Annotated in this window: 13 protein-coding genes and 2 tRNA genes; 11 read left to right on the top strand and 4 right to left on the bottom strand. The window is 62.7% G+C overall.

Features of this window, described 5'->3' with window-relative positions; genetic code table 11:
• Nucleotides 1-157: 157 nt before the first annotated feature.
• On the top strand, nucleotides 158-2,644 hold the full coding sequence (locus BW992_RS00835) for a ligase-associated DNA damage response DEXH box helicase (protein WP_076405319.1): 2,487 nt from the start codon (nucleotides 158-160) through the stop codon (nucleotides 2,642-2,644).
• Nucleotides 2,644-3,300, top strand: a complete 657-nt coding sequence (gene pdeM, locus BW992_RS00840; RefSeq protein ID WP_072387783.1) for a ligase-associated DNA damage response endonuclease PdeM — start codon at nucleotides 2,644-2,646, stop codon at nucleotides 3,298-3,300. Before BW992_RS00835 ends, pdeM begins: the two co-directional genes overlap by 1 nt.
• A 37-nt stretch (nucleotides 3,301-3,337) precedes the next feature.
• Here pdeM and BW992_RS00845 read toward each other — a convergent pair whose 3' ends face one another.
• Together BW992_RS00845 and dcd are read right to left on the bottom strand one after the other, a co-directional pair.
• Nucleotides 3,338-3,544 (bottom strand): hypothetical protein, encoded by a 207-nt coding sequence (locus BW992_RS00845; protein ID WP_072387785.1) that lies wholly within the window; start codon nucleotides 3,542-3,544, stop codon nucleotides 3,338-3,340.
• A 101-nt stretch (nucleotides 3,545-3,645) separates the two neighbouring features.
• Nucleotides 3,646-4,212 (bottom strand): dCTP deaminase, encoded by a 567-nt coding sequence (dcd, locus tag BW992_RS00850; protein ID WP_017126297.1) that lies wholly within the window; start codon nucleotides 4,210-4,212, stop codon nucleotides 3,646-3,648.
• A 352-nt stretch (nucleotides 4,213-4,564) separates the two neighbouring features.
• Here dcd and BW992_RS00855 point away from each other — a divergent pair, with 352 nt between their 5' ends.
• Nucleotides 4,565-4,774: a cold-shock protein gene (locus tag BW992_RS00855; protein ID WP_024780123.1), complete on the top strand. Its 210-nt coding sequence runs from the start codon at nucleotides 4,565-4,567 to the stop codon at nucleotides 4,772-4,774.
• 190 nt (nucleotides 4,775-4,964) lie between these two features.
• Here BW992_RS00855 and BW992_RS00860 read toward each other — a convergent pair whose 3' ends face one another.
• Entirely contained in the window at nucleotides 4,965-5,972 is a 1,008-nt protein-coding gene (locus BW992_RS00860; RefSeq protein WP_072387787.1) for a DUF481 domain-containing protein, read from the bottom strand.
• Between the two features lie 158 nt (nucleotides 5,973-6,130).
• Between BW992_RS00860 and BW992_RS00865 the strand changes: the two genes are divergently transcribed.
• The 4 genes from BW992_RS00865 to BW992_RS00880 all read left to right on the top strand — a co-directional run bounded on the left by BW992_RS00865 (nucleotide 6,131) and on the right by BW992_RS00880 (nucleotide 10,904).
• On the top strand, nucleotides 6,131-6,484 hold the full coding sequence (locus BW992_RS00865) for an MGMT family protein (protein WP_072387788.1): 354 nt from the start codon (nucleotides 6,131-6,133) through the stop codon (nucleotides 6,482-6,484).
• Nucleotides 6,485-6,528: 44 nt separating this feature from the next.
• Nucleotides 6,529-8,088: an AmpG family muropeptide MFS transporter gene (locus BW992_RS00870; RefSeq protein ID WP_072387789.1), complete on the top strand. Its 1,560-nt coding sequence runs from the start codon at nucleotides 6,529-6,531 to the stop codon at nucleotides 8,086-8,088.
• A 129-nt stretch (nucleotides 8,089-8,217) separates the two neighbouring features.
• Nucleotides 8,218-9,933, top strand: a complete 1,716-nt coding sequence (locus BW992_RS00875) for a proline--tRNA ligase (RefSeq protein WP_072387790.1) — start codon at nucleotides 8,218-8,220, stop codon at nucleotides 9,931-9,933.
• Nucleotides 9,934-9,950: 17 nt separating this feature from the next.
• Nucleotides 9,951-10,904 carry a hypothetical protein gene (locus tag BW992_RS00880; protein WP_072387791.1) on the top strand — a complete coding sequence of 318 codons (954 nt, stop codon included), beginning with the start codon at nucleotides 9,951-9,953 and terminating at the stop codon, nucleotides 10,902-10,904.
• A gap of 197 nt (nucleotides 10,905-11,101) precedes the next feature.
• Here the strand turns inward: BW992_RS00880 and dinB are convergent, their stop codons facing one another.
• Nucleotides 11,102-12,163 carry a DNA polymerase IV gene (dinB, locus tag BW992_RS00885; protein ID WP_072387793.1) on the bottom strand — a complete coding sequence of 354 codons (1,062 nt, stop codon included), beginning with the start codon at nucleotides 12,161-12,163 and terminating at the stop codon, nucleotides 11,102-11,104.
• 280 nt (nucleotides 12,164-12,443) lie between these two features.
• Here dinB and BW992_RS00890 point away from each other — a divergent pair.
• From BW992_RS00890 to BW992_RS00905, 4 genes are all read left to right on the top strand, one after another.
• A tRNA-Met gene (locus tag BW992_RS00890) sits at nucleotides 12,444-12,520 on the top strand.
• A 303-nt stretch (nucleotides 12,521-12,823) separates the two neighbouring features.
• Nucleotides 12,824-12,900 (top strand) — tRNA-Met (locus BW992_RS00895).
• 168 nt (nucleotides 12,901-13,068) lie between these two features.
• Entirely contained in the window at nucleotides 13,069-15,708 is a 2,640-nt protein-coding gene (gene mprF, locus BW992_RS00900) for a bifunctional lysylphosphatidylglycerol flippase/synthetase MprF (protein ID WP_072387794.1), read from the top strand.
• Entirely contained in the window at nucleotides 15,708-16,994 is a 1,287-nt protein-coding gene (locus BW992_RS00905; RefSeq protein ID WP_072387795.1) for a virulence factor family protein, read from the top strand. The genes mprF and BW992_RS00905 overlap by 1 nt, the downstream gene beginning before the upstream one ends.
• Nucleotides 16,995-17,090 lie beyond the last annotated feature (96 nt).

The following is a 17,090-nucleotide window of genomic DNA, read 5'->3' on the forward strand; positions in this document are numbered from 1 at the left end:
TCAGTCGATCGCCTCGGTGCGTCTGGCAAATCATTCCTGAGCTTTCGGGCTGCTTCGCAGTCCAGCGGGGATGAATCCCTCGCCACAGGGTTCTTTAAAACCTTTCATGGCCCGCCGTGGTCTCTGAAGAAGGACTTTCAGGACGCGCGCGGCAGGCATGGCGACATCCAACAATTTCGCAAACCAGTGGTTCGGCGCCCGCGGCTGGAAGCCGTTCGCCTTTCAGAAACAGGTATGGGCCGCAGTAAAACGAGGCGACTGCGGGCTGCTGCACGCCAGCACCGGCGCGGGCAAGACCTACGCGGTATGGTTTGCCGCCCTCGATCGTTTTGCCCATCCGGCACCGCCGCCGGATAAACCTCGCAAACGCAAGCCACCGGCCGAACCGCTGACCGTCCTGTGGATCACGCCCATGCGGGCGCTGGCCGCCGACACCGGCAAGGCACTCGAAGCACCGCTGGCGCCGCTGCAGATCAACTGGAGCGTCGGACTGCGCACCGGGGACACCAGCGCCAGCGAACGGGCCCGCCAGGGCAGGCGCCTGCCTACCGCGCTGATCACCACGCCTGAAAGCCTGACCCTGCTGCTTGCCCGGGCCGATGCGCAAGCCGCCGTCTCGACCTTGCGCATGGTCGTAGTGGACGAATGGCACGAGCTGCTCGGCAACAAGCGCGGCGTGCAGCTGCAGCTGGCTTTGGCGCGCTTGCGGCACTGGCACCCCGGACTCATCGTCTGGGGGGTGTCCGCCACCCTCGGCAACCAGGCCCACGCCGAGCAGGTATTGATTCCCCAAGGCAACGGGGTCAGCGTGCAAGGAGCCAACGCCAAGGCATTGCAAGTCGACACGCTGATCCCTCCCGCCCTCGAACGGTTCCCCTGGGCCGGACACATCGGCCTGAAGATGCTGCCCCAGGTCGTCGCCGAAATCGAGGCCAGCAGCAGTTGCCTGGTCTTCACCAACACCCGGGCCCAATCGGAGATCTGGTACCAGGCCTTGCTGGAAGCCAGGCCCGACTGGGCCGGCCTGATCGCATTGCATCACAGCTCGCTGTCCCGCGAGACCCGGGATTGGGTCGAACGGGCCCTGAAGGACGGCCAGCTCAGGGCCGTGGTATGCACCTCGAGCCTGGATCTGGGGGTGGATTTCCTGCCGGTGGAGCGGGTGCTGCAGATCGGCTCGGCCAAGGGCGTGGCACGGCTGATGCAGCGAGCCGGACGCTCCGGCCACGCGCCGGGCCGGACCTCGCGGGTCACCCTGGTGCCGACCCACAGCCTGGAACTGATCGAGGCGGCCGCCGCCCAGGATGCCGTGGCGCAACGGCGCATCGAACCTCGGGAATCGCCCCACAAGCCTCTGGATGTCCTGGTGCAACATCTGGTCAGCATGGCCCTGGGCGGCGGCTTCATTCCCGAGGCGTTGTTCGAGGAAGTACGGAGTGCCTGGGCCTATCGCGACCTGAACGCAGCCGAATGGGCCTGGGCCCTGGCGTTCGTGCGCCATGGCGGCCTGTCGTTGACAGCCTACCCCGACTACCGAAGGGTAGAGCCCGACGAACAGGGCGTCTGGCGGGTACCCGACGCACGCCTGGCCCGGCGTCATCGCATGAGCATCGGCACCATCGTCAGCGACGCCAGCCTGCAACTGAAATTCTGGAGCAAGGGTGGAGGCGGCAAGACCCTGGGCAGCGTGGAGGAAGGCTTCATCGCCCGCCTGCGTCCCGGTGACGGTTTCCTCTTCGCCGGGCGCTTGCTGGAGTTGGTGCGAGTCGAAGACATGACCGCCTATGTACGTCGCAGCCAGGCGAAAAAAGCCGCCGTGCCACGCTGGAACGGCGGGCGGATGCCACTTTCCAGCGAACTGGCCGCCGCCGTGGTGGCACGCCTGAGCGAAGCCGCCGCGGGGCGCTTCCAGGGGCCGGAAATGCAGGCAGTGCAACCGCTGCTGTCGACCCAGCAGCGCTGGTCCGGCTTGCCCACGCAGCAGACGCTGCTGGCCGAGACCCTGAAATCCCGTGAAGGCTGGCATCTGTTCCTGTATCCGTTCGCCGGACGCCAGGTGCACCTGGGGCTTGCCAGCCTGCTGGCGTGGCGCATCAGCCAGCGGCAACCCCTGACGTTTTCCATCGCGGTCAACGATTACGGCCTGGAACTGCTCAGCGCCACGGCGGTGGATTGGTCGCGACAGCTCGATGGCGCACTCCTGAGCACGGACAACCTGCTGGCCGACGTGCTTGCCAGTCTCAATGCCGGGGAACTGGCCCTGCGGCGCTTTCGTGAAATCGCCCGGATCGCCGGACTGGTATTCGCCGGTTACCCCGGCGCGCCCAAAAGTACCCGGCAGGTCCAGGCGTCCAGCGGGTTGTTCTTTCAGGTGTTCAAGCAATACGACGCCGATAACCTCTTGCTGGCCCAGGCCGGGGAAGAGGTCCTGCGTGAAGAACTGGATATACGTCGACTGGAGCAGACCTTGGAACGCCTCGATACCCTGACACTGGACCTGCATGCCATCCAGCGCCCCACTCCCCTGGGGTTCCCGTTGCTGGTGGAGCGGTTCAGGGAGAGCATGAGTTCGGAAAAACTGGCCGATCGGATCCGCCGGATGGTCAGAGAGCTGGAAGAAACCGCCGATCAGGGTGATCGCTGATGCCCGCCCCGTATCCTGTCCATCTGGCCGGCGAAGAACTCTGGCTGTTGCCCCAGAAAGCCCTGTACTGGCCCGCCCAGGAAACCCTGATGGTGGCGGATGCCCATTTCGGCAAGGCCGCCGCCTACCGCAGCCTCGGCCAGCCAGTGCCACACGGCACCACCGCCAGCAACATCGAGGCCCTGGACTCGCTGCTGGCAAGCCTGCCGTGCCGGCAACTGATCTTCCTTGGGGATTTTCTCCACGGCCCGGGATCCCATGCGCCGGGCACCCTGAAGGCGCTTTCCCAATGGCGTGAACGACATCCGCACCTGGCGATCACGCTGATTCGCGGCAACCACGACAAGCGCGCCGGCGACCCACCGCCCGCGCTGAACATTCGCGTCGTACCGGAGCCTTTGCTGCTGGGCCCTTTCGCTGTGCAGCACGAGCCCGAGCCGCATCCGAGCCGCCATGTCCTGGCCGGGCACGTGCACCCGGTCTACCACCTCAGTGGAAAGGGGCGCCAGCGCCTTCGCCTGGCCTGTTTTCGCCTGGGCAGCGAGATCAGCCTGCTGCCCGCCTTTGGCGCGTTCACAGGGGGTTATCGGATCGAGCAGGACAACGACTGCCGGATATTCGTGATCGGCGACAACGAAATCTGGCCCATCGACTGAAACATTGCCGGTGTTCGATCGATGGGCCAGCCTTTCGTCAGGCTACAGGGGCGGGAGGCGGCTCGTCCGGCAAGGTCGGCTCGCCGGGTTCGGTGGGTTGCTCGTTGGGGGTGTCGGGATCGGGTTGGCCGGGTATGCCTCCCGCTGCTTCGACAGGGTGGGCCAGCAAGGACCAAGCCAGGACGCCGATCTGGTTGGGCTCAAGCCTTGCCAGTTCGGCACTGATGCGCGGATCGATCTTCATAGAGCTACTCCTGAGCGAAGGCCCGTCGCGCTGAGGCAAAAACGGGCAGTACATCTGGATAGAGTATCTGCCCGCTCAGGAATTCCAACAACTCGTCAGAATCAGGTACGCGGCAATGTCACACCGCGTTGACCCTGGTATTTGCCGCCACGGTCCTTGTAGGACACTTCGCACTCTTCATCGGACTCGAGGAACAGCATCTGCGCCACGCCTTCGTTGGCATAGATTTTCGCCGGCAGGGTGGTGGTGTTGGAAAACTCCAGGGTCACGTGCCCTTCCCACTCCGGTTCCAGCGGCGTGACGTTGACGATGATGCCGCAACGGGCATAGGTGCTCTTGCCCAGGCAGATGGTCAACACGTTGCGCGGGATGCGGAAGTACTCGACCGTGCGTGCCAGGGCGAAGGAGTTCGGTGGGATGATGCAGACGTCACTCTTGATGTCGACGAAACTCTTCTCGTCGAAGTTCTTCGGGTCGACAGTGGCCGAATTGATGTTGGTGAACACCTTGAACTCATCGGCGCAGCGTACGTCGTAGCCGTAGCTGGAGACACCGAAGGAAATCAGCCGGTCGGCGCCTTCGCCACGCATCTGGCGCTCCACGAAAGGCTCGATCATGCCGTGCTCTTGCGCCATGCGGCGAATCCACTTGTCCGATTTGATGCTCATGGCGGGTGTCCTGATAGCGAGGTGGAGAAAAACTGTCCGGCATCTTACCGGGGCGCGGGACGGGTTCAAAGTGCAGCGAGCAAATCTCGCCGATCCGCCTTGATTTACGGGGCCTGCCGGCAATCGCGCGCGCCGTCAGTCACTAAAACCGAGAAACCTTCGCAAAGACCATTGGCACGTTACGGAAAAAGGGTTAAGGTGGCGTCACTGTGCTGCTTGTGTCACTGAGAATCTCTACACGATATGTTGAATTTCGATCCAACCATCTACAAGAATTTTTCCTGCTCTTTGCACTCAGTCTCGGCCAGGGTTCTTCCTGAGTCGCAGTTATCTTTGTCCAAGGAGTTACACCATGTCTAATCGCCAAACCGGTACCGTCAAGTGGTTCAACGATGAAAAAGGCTTCGGCTTCATCACCCCACAATCCGGTGACGATCTGTTCGTACACTTCAAAGCCATCCAATCTGACGGCTTCAAAAGCCTGAAAGAAGGCCAGCAGGTTTCTTTCGTCGCTACTCGCGGCCAGAAAGGCATGCAAGCTGAAGAAGTAACAGTTATCTAACTTTTCCTGATCCAGCAAAAGCCCCGCCCTCAAAAGCGGGGCTTTTTTATGCCTGCCTGCTTTAACCAGGCACAAAAAACTGTGGGAGCGAGCCTGCTCGCGATAGCCATTTGTCAGTCAGCCTGGGTATGGCTGATCTGCCGCTATCGCGAGCAGGCTCGCTCCCACAGGGTTTATCCCTGGCCCGGGATTACCAGGTCACGCCAAACCCGGCCGTGTAGCGGGTCTTGCTCAGGTCGCTGTCCTCGGTGCCCTCGATGACATCCTTCTCGGCCTTGAGGTTGAGCGATGCCCAGTCGGTGACCTTGTAGCGCAGCCCCACCTCGGCGTCATAGGCATACTCCGCGACCCCGGACAGCGGCTTGCCCACTTCGCCGTTGGTAAAGAACTCGACGCGCTTGCCTATGAGATAGCGGTTGTAGTCCCACTTCATGGCAACGGAATAGAAATTGTCCTTGCCGCCGTCCCGGTACTCGTAGTCCGTGCGGTTCAACAGCGAGCCCAGCGAGAACGCCCCGAGTTCGTCATCCCAGAACTGATAGCCCGGACCGGTACCCACCACGCGCTGGCGGGCCAGGTCTTCGACCTTGTCGCGCTTGTAATTGAGGCGACCCTGCCAGAACCACTTGTCCGTCAGGAACCGGTCCAGGGAATATTCCAGCCTCCAGTTATCGGCCGAAACCACGTCATCCTGGAATTCACGGTTGTATTCGCCCTCGGCGGTATGCCGCCATCGGCCATGGCGCGCCGAAGTCTTGAAATCGATGTCGTAATCGTCGGTATCGTTTTCCGCGCGTTGATAATCCAGCGCGGCATCGATGTTGCCCTTCCACACCAGGTCTTCGACCACCGGCTTGGGCTTGAGAATCTGCTGGATACTCGCCAATTCCACCGTCTTGGGTTCGTCACCGTTGGCCAGGGTGACCTTGCCGTCGTCGGCCGCTTGCAGGGCCTTGGCTTTTTCACCGGAGTAGGCGTCCTGCTTGACCAGTAGCTGCTGGTCGCTCTCAAGGGTCTTGACCTGGTTCCAGTCGATGGGGACCGCACCCGCATACTCGGTCTGGATCAGCAATTTGCCGCCATCGAAAACGGTGATCTTTCCGCTAAGCTTGTCGCCGTTCTTCAGCCAGACGGTATCGGCAAGCAAGGGCATGGAGGCGCTGGTGACAGCTAGGCATAACAGGGTTCTGGACAACATAAGCGATAATGGGCTCAAGTTTTCGGTGAAAAGGCGGCATTATCCCCCGGGATGACACCTCAGCAACGACTGACCCGCGTATGGGGAATGAGTTCATTTCTCAACCGGTCCTGTAGGAATTAATCTACGGACGGACACTTCTTTCAGGAAAACCCAATGTGACTGATCTTCCAGCGGCCACCGAAGACGCCGCGCAAATCCGCCGCACCACTCTTTACCTGACCCTGGCGCAGGTGCCGGCCGGCAAGGTGGTCACCTATGGTCAGCTCGCCGAAATGGCCGGCCTGGGCCGTGCGGCCCGCTGGGTCGGCCGAACCCTCAGCCAGTTGCCCGAGGACACCCGACTGCCCTGGCACCGGGTGCTGGGTGCCGGCGGTCGGATCAGCCTGCCGGCGGGCAGCGCTTCAGGGGACGAACAGCGGGCACGCCTGCGCCTGGAGGGCATCAGTGTCCTGAACAATCGTGTTGATATTCGGCGTCATGGCTGGCGCCCGGTAGAGCACAGCGGTTAGAGTGCGCGCTTTGTTTTCGCAATTTTTGAGGCAGACTTCAGCCCATGCCCCGTAAAACCTGGCGCGCCGCCCTCGCCGCCTATGCCAGTCCCTCGACGCTCGTGCTGTTGCTGCTTGGCTTCGCCGCCGGCTTGCCCTACATGCTGGTGTTTTCCACGCTTTCGGTCTGGTTGCGCGAGGCTGGCGTGGCCCGCGAGACCATCGGCTACGCGAGCCTGATCGGCCTGGCATACGCCTTCAAGTGGGTCTGGTCGCCGCTGCTCGACCAGTGGCGCCTGCCACTGCTGGGCAAACTGGGGCGACGCCGTTCCTGGCTGGTGCTCTCCCAGGGCCTGGTGATCCTGGGCCTGATCGGCATGGGTTTCTGCGACCCGCAAAAACACCTCTCCTGGTTGATCGCCATCGCGGTGATCGTGGCCTTCGCCTCGGCCACCCAGGACATCGCCGTCGACGCCTATCGCCTGGAGATCGTCGACGACACCCGCCAGGCTGCCCTGGCCGCCAGCTACATGTCCGGCTATCGGGTCGCCGCGTTGCTGGCCACTGCGGGCGCCCTGTTCTTCGCCGAAGGATTTGGCTCCACCGGCTTCAGCTACAAGCACTCGGCCTGGGCCGGCACCTACCTGTTGTTCGGCGTGCTGATGGTGCCGGCCCTGCTCACCTCGCTGTTCATGCGCGAACCGCCTGTGCCGTTGCGCACGCAACTGCAGGCCGGACGCTACACCTTCGTCCACCAGCTGGCGTCGGTGTTCGTGCTCATCGTGCTGCTGGTATCGGTCCCGGCCATGTTCACCCAGCTCTACAACACCGATTTCGCCAGCGTGCTGTTCGAAGGGGTGAGCCTGCTGGACCTGCTGCTCGAAGATCGCGCCTTCCTGCGGGCCATCCTCTACATCATCCTGACCGCCATGTGCCTGTCGGCCATGGGGCGCCGCGGGTTGGCGCCGGTGCTGACGCCCATCAACGATTTCATCCTGCGCTATCGCTGGCAGGCGCTGCTGCTGCTCGGACTGATCGCCACGTACCGGATGTCCGACACCGTGATGGGCGTCATGGCCAACGTGTTCTACATCGACCAGGGCTTCACCAAGGACCAGATCGCCAGCGTCAGCAAGATCTTCGGGTTGATCATGACCCTCGTCGGCGCCGGCATGGGCGGCCTGCTGATCGTGCGCTTCGGCATCCTGCCGATCCTGCTCATCGGTGGCATCGCCTCGGCCGCCACCAATATCCTGTTCCTGATCCTCACCGACATGGGCCCCAACCTGAACATGCTGGTGGTGACCATCTCGCTGGACAACTTCAGCTCGGGCCTCGCCACCTCGGCATTCGTGGCGTACCTGTCGAGCCTGACCAACCTGAAATTCTCTGCCACCCAGTACGCCTTGCTCAGCTCGATCATGCTGTTGCTGCCACGCTTGATCGGCGGCTATTCCGGGGTGATGGTGGAAAAGTTCGGCTACCATAACTTCTTCCTGATCACCGCCCTGCTGGGTGTGCCGACCCTGCTGCTGATCGGCCTGCACTGGTTCCAGGAGAACCGTCGCCAGGGCGAAACCACGCCTGTGGAGCCGGCACCCACCCGACCCGCGGAAGATTCGTAGGAAACTTCAGTAACCGCCGGGGAAACCGGCGTTCGCACCCGGGGAGCAGCCACGCGCCTGTACGCCAGGGCATCTCGCCCGTACAATGCTCCGTCACTTCCAGTCATCAGCAACCGACAACGGCCAACCATGCGCACCAGTCAATTTTTGCTCGCCACACAGAAAGAAACGCCTTCCGACGCCGTCGTGATCAGCCATCAACTGATGCTGCGTGCCGGCATGATCCGCAAACTCGCTTCGGGCCTGTACACCTGGCTGCCGATGGGCCTGCGAGTCATGCGCAAGGTGGAAGCCATCGTGCGTGAAGAAATGAACGCCGCCGGCTCTCTGGAAGTGTTGATGCCGGGCACCCAACCGGCCGAGTTGTGGCAGGAGTCCGGGCGCTGGGAAGAGTACGGCCCCGAGTTGCTGCGCATCAAGGACCGCCACGGTCGCGACTTTTGCGCCGGCCCGACTCACGAGGAAGTGATCACCGACCTGATGCGCAACGAGTTGAGCAGCTATAAGCAGCTGCCCATCAACCTGTATCAGATCCAGACCAAGTTCCGTGACGAGATCCGTCCACGTTTCGGCCTGATGCGCGGGCGCGAATTCATCATGAAGGACGCCTACTCGTTCCATACCGACCTGGCATCGCTGCAGGTCACCTACGACCGCATGCACCAGGCGTACTGCAACGTATTCACCCGCCTGGGCCTGAAGTTCCGGCCGGTCGAGGCCGACAACGGCTCCATCGGCGGCGCGGGCTCCCACGAGTTCCACGTACTGGCCGAATCCGGCGAAGACGACATCGTCTTCAGCAACGGCTCGGACTACGCCGCCAACATCGAGAAAGCCGAAGCCGTGCCACGGGAAACCTTCCGTCCCGCGCCGAGCGAAGAGCTGCGCCTGGTGGACACCCCGAACACCAAGACCATCGCCCAACTGGTGGAAGGCTACAACCTGCCCATCGAGCGCACCATCAAGACCCTGATCGTCCGCGCCGAAGAAGAGGGCAAGCTGATCGCCCTGATCATCCGTGGCGACCATGAGCTGAACGAAATCAAGGCCGCCAACCAGCCAGGCGTCGCCAGCCCGCTGGTCATGGCCACCGACGCCGAGCTGCGCGATGCCATCGGCGCCGGTGCCGGCTCCCTTGGCCCGCTGAACCTGCCGCTGCCGATCATCATCGACCGCTCGGTGGCATTGATGAGCGACTTCGCCATCGGCGCCAACATCGACGACAAGCACTATTTCGGCGTGAACTGGGAACGTGACCTGCCCGTTCCTACCGTCGCCGACCTGCGCAACGTCGTGGCGGGCGACCCGAGCCCGGACGGCAAGGGCGTGCTGGAAATCAAGCGCGGCATCGAAGTCGGGCACATCTTCCAGCTGGGCAACAAGTACAGCAAGGCGATGAAGTGCGAAGTGCTGGGCGAGAATGGCAAGCCGGTCACCCTGGAAATGGGTTGCTACGGTATCGGCGTCTCCCGTGTCGTGGCGGCGGCCATCGAGCAGAACAACGACGAGAAAGGCATCATCTGGAGCGACGCCCTGGCGCCGTTCCAGATCGCCCTGGTGCCGTTGCGCTACGAGACCGACCTGGTACGCGAAGCCACCGACAAGCTCTACGCCGAACTGACGGCCGCCGGCTTCGAAGTGCTGCTGGACGATCGCGACAAGAAAACCAGCCCCGGCATCAAGTTCGCGGACATGGAACTGATCGGCATCCCGCACCGGATCGTCGTCAGTGATCGCGGCCTGGCCGAAGGCAACCTGGAATACAAGAGCCGTACCGAGGCCGAGCCGCAAGCGCTGCCGGTCGCCGACGTGCTCTCTTTCCTCCAGGCTCGTATCCGCCGCTGACACCAGATAGAGACGTCATGTTCAAGCGAAACACCTTAGGCCTCGGTGGCGCCGCATTGTGCGGCGCCCTGTTGGTCAGCGGCTGCGCCAACCAGATGTCGCAACGCAGCGAGCACGAAGAGCGGGTCGAGCGCAAACTGCTCGATCACAGCCTGCAGATCGACGTGGGCGAACCCAAGGTGCTCGACCTGCCGCAGCGCCGGGTACGCATCAACGAGCAGAAGACCTTCGAGGTCACCGAGTTCGAGGTCACGCGCCATTACGACCGCTACACGCCCTACCAGCCCTGGCGGGAGATCTACGAGATCCCCCTCGGCGCCGTGGCGGTAGTGGCCGGCATCGGCGCGAACGTGGCCAATGTGCTCACCCTGGGCAACGTGCCTGACAGCGCGACCCACGACTGGATCAGCTACGGTGTCGCCGGGCTCAATCCGTTCATGAACGCGCCATCCCATGGCCGCGCCCAACAGAACCTTGCCGGCATCGACGAAGTCCAGCGCGACAAGCGTACCGAATATTCGAGCCTGCCCTGGAGCGAACGCCCCGTGCAAGTCAAGGCTGCGCGGCAGACCTTCGAGCTGAGCACCGACCGCAACGGTGTGCTGCGCTTGAACCTGCTGGAAAGCCCGTTCGCCGAGCATGACCCGAGCCATCTGGGCAAGTTGCAGATCAGCGTGACGGACACCCTGGACGAAGTGCATACCGATTCGTCCCTGAGCATCAGCAGCAACCTGCGCAGCAAGCTGGTGGAAGCCCATGCCTTGATCTATGACGACCTGGAAGACGACGAAGTGAGCCAGTGGGTCCACCGGGTCAAGCGCCTGTCGGAGCTGGGCCTGGAAGAAGAAGCCAGCGAGCTGGAGCAGAGCCTGATCGAGCTGACCCGCAATGATCCGGAATTGCAGACTGAATTCCTCAAAGCCCTGACCAAGGACGGCGGGCGGCTGGTGGCGGATCCGGGCGCCAATTGAAGCCAAAGCACCAAGAATCCGAAGCAGTCCCTGTGGCGAGGGGATTAAGCAAACCGTCGCAACGCCCCGCTGGGCTGCGAAGCAGCCCTAAAACCTGACAGCCCTGTATATCAGACGGATTGCATGCATTACTTGGGGGCTGCTTCGCAGCCCAACGGGGATGAATCCCCTTACCACAGGGAACGCCTGGCGAGCCCTCACCGCTCGAACAACTCCAACTGTTCGTACCCGCCCCGCAAGTCCTCCAGCCGCACCCCGATCCCCAACAGCCGTACCGGCTTGCCACCGCGATTGAATGCCTGGGTCATGAGCGATTGATAACTGCCCAGGTCCCGCCCTGCCCCCGCCTGTTCGAGGGTGGTCTGGGTGAAGTCATGGAATTTCACTTTGACGAACGGCTTGCCGGGACGATAGCTGCTGTCGATGCGAGCCATGCGCCCACTCAGGGTCTGCATCAGCTCCGGCAGCTTGTCGAGGCAGCTGGCCAGATCGGGCAGGTCCACATCGTAGGTGTTCTCCACGCTGATGGACTGTCGCCGACTGTCGTTGTGCACCAGGCGCTCATCGATTCCACGGGCCAGGTTCCAGAGCCGCTCTCCGAAACTGCCGAACTCACGCACCAACGCCAACTTGTCCCACTGACGCAACTGCAGGCAATCGACGATCCCGAGACGGTTCAGTTTGTCGGCGGTGACCTTGCCGACGCCGTGAAGCTTGCTGACCGGCAGGGCCGAGACGAAGTCCTCCACCTGATCCGGCGTGATGACGAACAGGCCATTGGGTTTCTTCCAGTCGCTGGCGATCTTGGCGAGGAATTTGTTTGGCGCAACACCGGCCGACACCGTGATGTGCAATTGATTGGAGACCCTGCGACGAATGTCCTGAGCGATACGGGTCGCACTGCCGCCGAAATGGGCACTGGCGGAAACGTCCAGGTAGGCCTCATCCAGGGACAGGGGCTCGATCAGGTCCGTGTAATCGCTGAAGATCGTGTGGATTTCCTTCGACGCCTCCCGATAGGCGTCCATCCGAGGCTTGACGATGGTCAGGTCGGGACAGAGTTTCAAGGCATGGCCGGACGACATGGCCGAACGCACACCATAGGCCCGTGCTTCATAGTTGCAGGTCGCAATCACGCCGCGTCGATCCGCCGAGCCGCCGACTGCCATGGGCTTGCCGGCCAGTCGCGGGTCATCGCGCATCTCGATGGCGGCATAGAAGCAGTCACAGTCGACGTGGATGATTTTGCGTTGCGTCATAGCGAAACGAGATGTGGAATAGATCGGACCGCCAGTATCGCATCGGAACCTGTATATAGCACCAGTAGTTTGCAAGATCTTTCATAAGCGAAAAGAACGTCGCAGAAATTCATTTCTTCAATCGTGGCGAAGCGCGCGATAGAGCGCAAGCCCTTGCCACGCCTGCGTCACAGCTCGGTCACATGGCTTTCCTACAGGGCTAAGCGCTTGAAGCTGAACAGTTTTTTCAGGGCAAGGGGTTGACAGACCATCGTTCCTCTGTAGAATGCCGCCTCACAGACGCGGGATGGAGCAGCCTGGTAGCTCGTCGGGCTCATAACCCGAAGGTCGTCGGTTCAAATCCGGCTCCCGCAACCAAACGTCTGAAAAAGGCCATTCGAAAGAATGGCCTTTTTTGTGCCCGATCGTTTCGTCTTCCCCTGGCAGCGGGCTCGCCTGCTATAAGCCCTTCACCTTTAGACGGCAGCAGGCCGTGACATTGCCCTGTGGCCAAGCCCGCCCCGTCGGGAATGGGCTGACCCGGACCTTCAGGCTTGTAGGACAATTCTTTTTGATTTCGCGCATTTAGTCGCGTCGACGGCGGATTGGCCGTTAATTTGACCTCGCGACCTTTTAACGGTTGACACCTAAGCTTTCGCCTGTAGAATGCCGCCTCACAGACGCGGGATGGAGCAGCCTGGTAGCTCGTCGGGCTCATAACCCGAAGGTCGTCGGTTCAAATCCGGCTCCCGCAACCAAACGTCTGAAAAAGGCCATTCGAAAGAGTGGCCTTTTTTGTGCCTGCTGTTTTTAGGTCTGGTAAAAATCGGCTTCATTACAAAAGTTTTGTAATTATTTTCTGCCGCAGGGATTGGTAACCTGGCTGGATACCCCCATCCTGTCGCGCATAGCTCAAGAGGTGATTGATGCGCGCCCACTCTGACCCACAAGATACAGTTTCCGCGACACAACCGATCAAGGCCGAACGATTGCGCTGGCTGGATCGGATCAGTCAGTACCGACAGCCTATCGGCCTCGCCGTCACGCTGCTGCTGTTTGCGATCGCCCTGATCGCCTGTCGTCATCTCCTGAGCGAACTCGACCTTTACGCACTGCACGATTCGATTCTCGACGTGCCTCGCCCCGCCCTGCTTGGCGCCGTGGCAGCAACGGTCGCAGGCTTCATCATCCTCTTGGGCTACGAATGGTCCGCCAGCCGTTATGCCGGCGTGACGCTGCCGCCGCAGACATTGATCCTGGGCGGCTTCACCGCATTCGCCATTGGCAATGCCATCGGCCTGTCGCTGCTGTCGGGGGGCTCGGTGCGCTACCGACTTTACGCCCGCCATGGCCTCGGAGCGGCGGATGTCGCCCATATGACGTTGTTCGCCAGCCTGTCCCTGGGTTGTGCACTACCGCCACTGGCGGCACTGGCCACCCTCAGCAACCTGCCCGCCGCCTCCGCTGCGCTGCATCTTCCGGCTCCCCTGTTGGCGGCGATCTCCGTGGCGGTACTGTTGCTCATGGGCATCCTGGCGGTGGGTATCTATCGCCGGCGCCTGCCGGAGCAACCTCATCGGGACAGCCTGCTGGTCAGGGCCGGACGCCGCACCTTGCGCTTGCCGGGCCGACGCCTGACATTCCTGCAATTGGTGATCACGGCACTGGACGTCGCGGCCGCGGCCACGGTGCTGTACCTGTTGCTTCCCGAAGCGCCACCCTTCGGCGCGTTCCTGCTGGTGTACCTGCTGGCATTGGCGGCCGGGGTGCTGAGCCATGTGCCGGGCGGCGTCGGGGTGTTCGAAGCGATCCTGCTGGCCGCGTTTGCCGACAAGCTGGGAGCCGCACCGCTGGCCGCCGCCCTGCTGCTGTATCGCCTGATCTACGTGCTACTGCCCATGCTGGTGGCCTGCGTATTGTTGCTGATCAACGAAGCACAACGACTGTTCCAGACCCGCCAGACCCTGCGGGCGGCCTCGGGCCTGGCGGCGCCGGTCCTGGCGGTGCTGGTGTTCCTGTCTGGCGTGGTGCTGCTGTTTTCCGGCGTGACGCCGGAGATCGATACGCGCCTGGAGCATATCGGGTTCCTGATCCCGCACCGACTGGTGGACGCGTCCCACTTCGGCGCCAGCCTGGTGGGCGTGTTGTGCCTGTTGCTCGCCCAAGGCTTGCGTCGTCGCCTGTCGGCCGCCTGGATGCTGACCACCGTCTTGCTGCTGGTGGGTGCCCTGCTCTCGCTGCTCAAGGGGTTCGACTGGGAAGAAGCGACGCTGTTGACCTTGACGGCCGCCTTGCTGGCGGTGTTCCGGCGCTCCTTCTACCGTCCGAGCCGGCTCACCGAGCTGCCCTTTTCGCCGTTGTTCCTGATCGCCAGTCTCTGCGTGCTCGGCGCGTCGATCTGGCTGCTGCTGTTCGCCTACCAGGACGTTCCCTACAGTCATCAGCTGTGGTGGCAGTTCACCCTGGATGCCGACGCGCCTCGCGGCCTGCGCTCGCTGTTGGGGGCAGCGGTGCTGTTGGTGGTGGTCTCGCTGACCTGGCTGCTGCGCACCGCGCGGCCAGTGATCCACTTGCCGACGGCGCAAGAACTGGAGCGCGCCAAGACCATCCTGATGGCCTCTTCACAACCCGACGGCGGCCTGGCCCTGACCGGCGACAAGGCGCTGCTGTTCCATCCCAACGACGAAGCCTTCCTGATGTATGCCCGTCGTGGCCGCAGCCTGGTGGCGCTGTATGACCCGATCGGGCCGCCCCAGCAGCGGGCCGAAATGATCTGGCAGTTCCGTGACCTGTGCGATGTCCACCACGCCCGCCCGGTGTTCTACCAGGTACGGGTCGAGAACCTGCCGTACTACATGGATATCGGCCTGACGGCGATCAAGCTGGGTGAAGAAGCCCGGATCGACCTCAAGCGTTTCGACCTCGAGGCCAAGGGCAAGGAAATGAAGGACCTGCGCTACACCTGGAACCGTGGCACCCGGGACGGCCTGTCCCTGGAAATCCACGAACCGGGCCAGGCGCCGATGGATGAACTCAAGGTCATTTCCGATGCCTGGCTGACCGGCAAGAACGTGCGCGAGAAAGGGTTCTCCCTGGGCCGCTTCAGCGACGAGTACCTCAAGCACTTCCGCATCGCTGTGATTCGCTTCGAGGGCCGTCCGGTGGCGTTCGCCAACCTGCTGGAAACCCACAGTCACGAGCTGGCCAGCCTCGACCTGATGCGTGCCCATCCCGACGCGCCGAAGCTGACCATGGAGTTCATGATGGTCGGTCTGATCCAGCATTACAAAAACCATGGCTACGCCCGCTTCAGCCTCGGCATGGTCCCGCTGTCGGGCCTGCAGCCACGTCGCGGCGCGCCGCTGACCCAGCGCCTGGGCTCGATGGTGTTCCGCCGTGGCGAGCAGCTCTACAATTTCCAGGGGCTGCGCCGATTCAAAGACAAGTTCCAGCCTGACTGGGAACCTCGTTACATGGCCATGCCCGCCGGACTCGATCCGCTGGTGGCGCTGGCCGATACCGCCGCCCTGATCGCGGGCGGCCTGACTGGACTGGTGAAACGCTGATGATGCAACGCTCCTGGCGATATGTAGTGGCCGCCCTGCTGGTGCTGGCGGTGATCCTGGGGGGTGGTTACTGGTACTGGAACCGCCCCGCCCCGCAACCTACCCTTGAACAACTGACGCCTGCCGACGGCGTGCCCATGACCCGGGTCGTTCCCGGCACCAAGCCGCGTGCCCAGGTCCTGGTGGCGGTCAATGAAGAGCAGAAGCTGAGTGATACTCAACTGAGCACACTCAGCCGCAGCGGCTCGGCACTGATCGTCCAGGTGATCCTGCCCAAGGACTGCATGTTGCAGGGACGCGCCCTGCAAGCCGGCCTGAGGCAGCTCCAGGGACCGGCGACGCTGGTCAGCGGCATCGGCCCTGGCGCCGTGCTGGCCTGGCGCTGGCTGGCCGAGCAGAAGGATGACAAGGCCAAGGCCGTCTCGGTGGACCTGGCCCTGGAAAAACCCGGCTGCACCCACCTGCTGCCCAAGAGCGCGGCCCACGGCCACTGGCTGGTGGCCTGGAACGATAACCCCGATGACACCAGCGCCGGGTTCGTGCGGGACCAACCGAATGCCGAAACCAGCATCAGCGACTATGACATCGCCTTGCCACAAGTGCTGAACAACGAGCTGCGCAAGATCCTGGTGGGCGCCGAGAAGGGCAAGGGGGGCCTGGCCATTCCGGTGGTGGAAGTGCCCGCCAGCCAGGCCCGGGACACCGTGACCCTGTTCCTCTCCGGGGATGGCGGCTGGCGTGACCTGGATCGTGACGTGGCCGATGAAATGGCCAGGATCGGCTATCCGGTGGTCGGTATCGACACCCTGCGCTACTACTGGCAGCGCAAGAGCCCGGAACAGAGCGCACTGGACCTGACCGAACTGATGCAGCACTACCGCCAGATCTGGGGCACCAAGCGCTTCATCCTGACTGGCTACTCCTTCGGAGCCGACGTGCTGCCGGCGATCTACAATCGCTTGCCGGCCACCGAACAGCAACGGGTCGACGCGATCATCCTGCTGGCCTTCGCCCGCACCGGCAGCTTCGAGATCGAAGTCGAGGGCTGGCTGGGCAACGCCGGCACCGAAGCCGCCACCGGCCCGGAAATGGCCAAGTTGCCTGCCGGCAAAGTGGTGTGCATCTATGGCGCCGAAGAAGCCGGCGAAAGTGGCTGCACCGACAAGACAGCGGTAGGTGAAGCCATCCAGCTGCCGGGCGGGCATCACTTCGACGAAAACTACCCGGCCCTGGCCAAGCGCCTGGTGGACGAGATCAACAAGCGCCAGCAGGCCGCTGCGCAATGATCTGACACTGCGGCGGGAATTCACTTCCTTGCCCACAAAAAAGGCCCCTGCCGCTACACGCGACAGGGGCCTTTGTCCAGACAGGCGACTGGAATA

The organism is Pseudomonas sp. 7SR1, from assembly GCF_900156465.1.
Taxonomy (GTDB): domain Bacteria; phylum Pseudomonadota; class Gammaproteobacteria; order Pseudomonadales; family Pseudomonadaceae; genus Aquipseudomonas.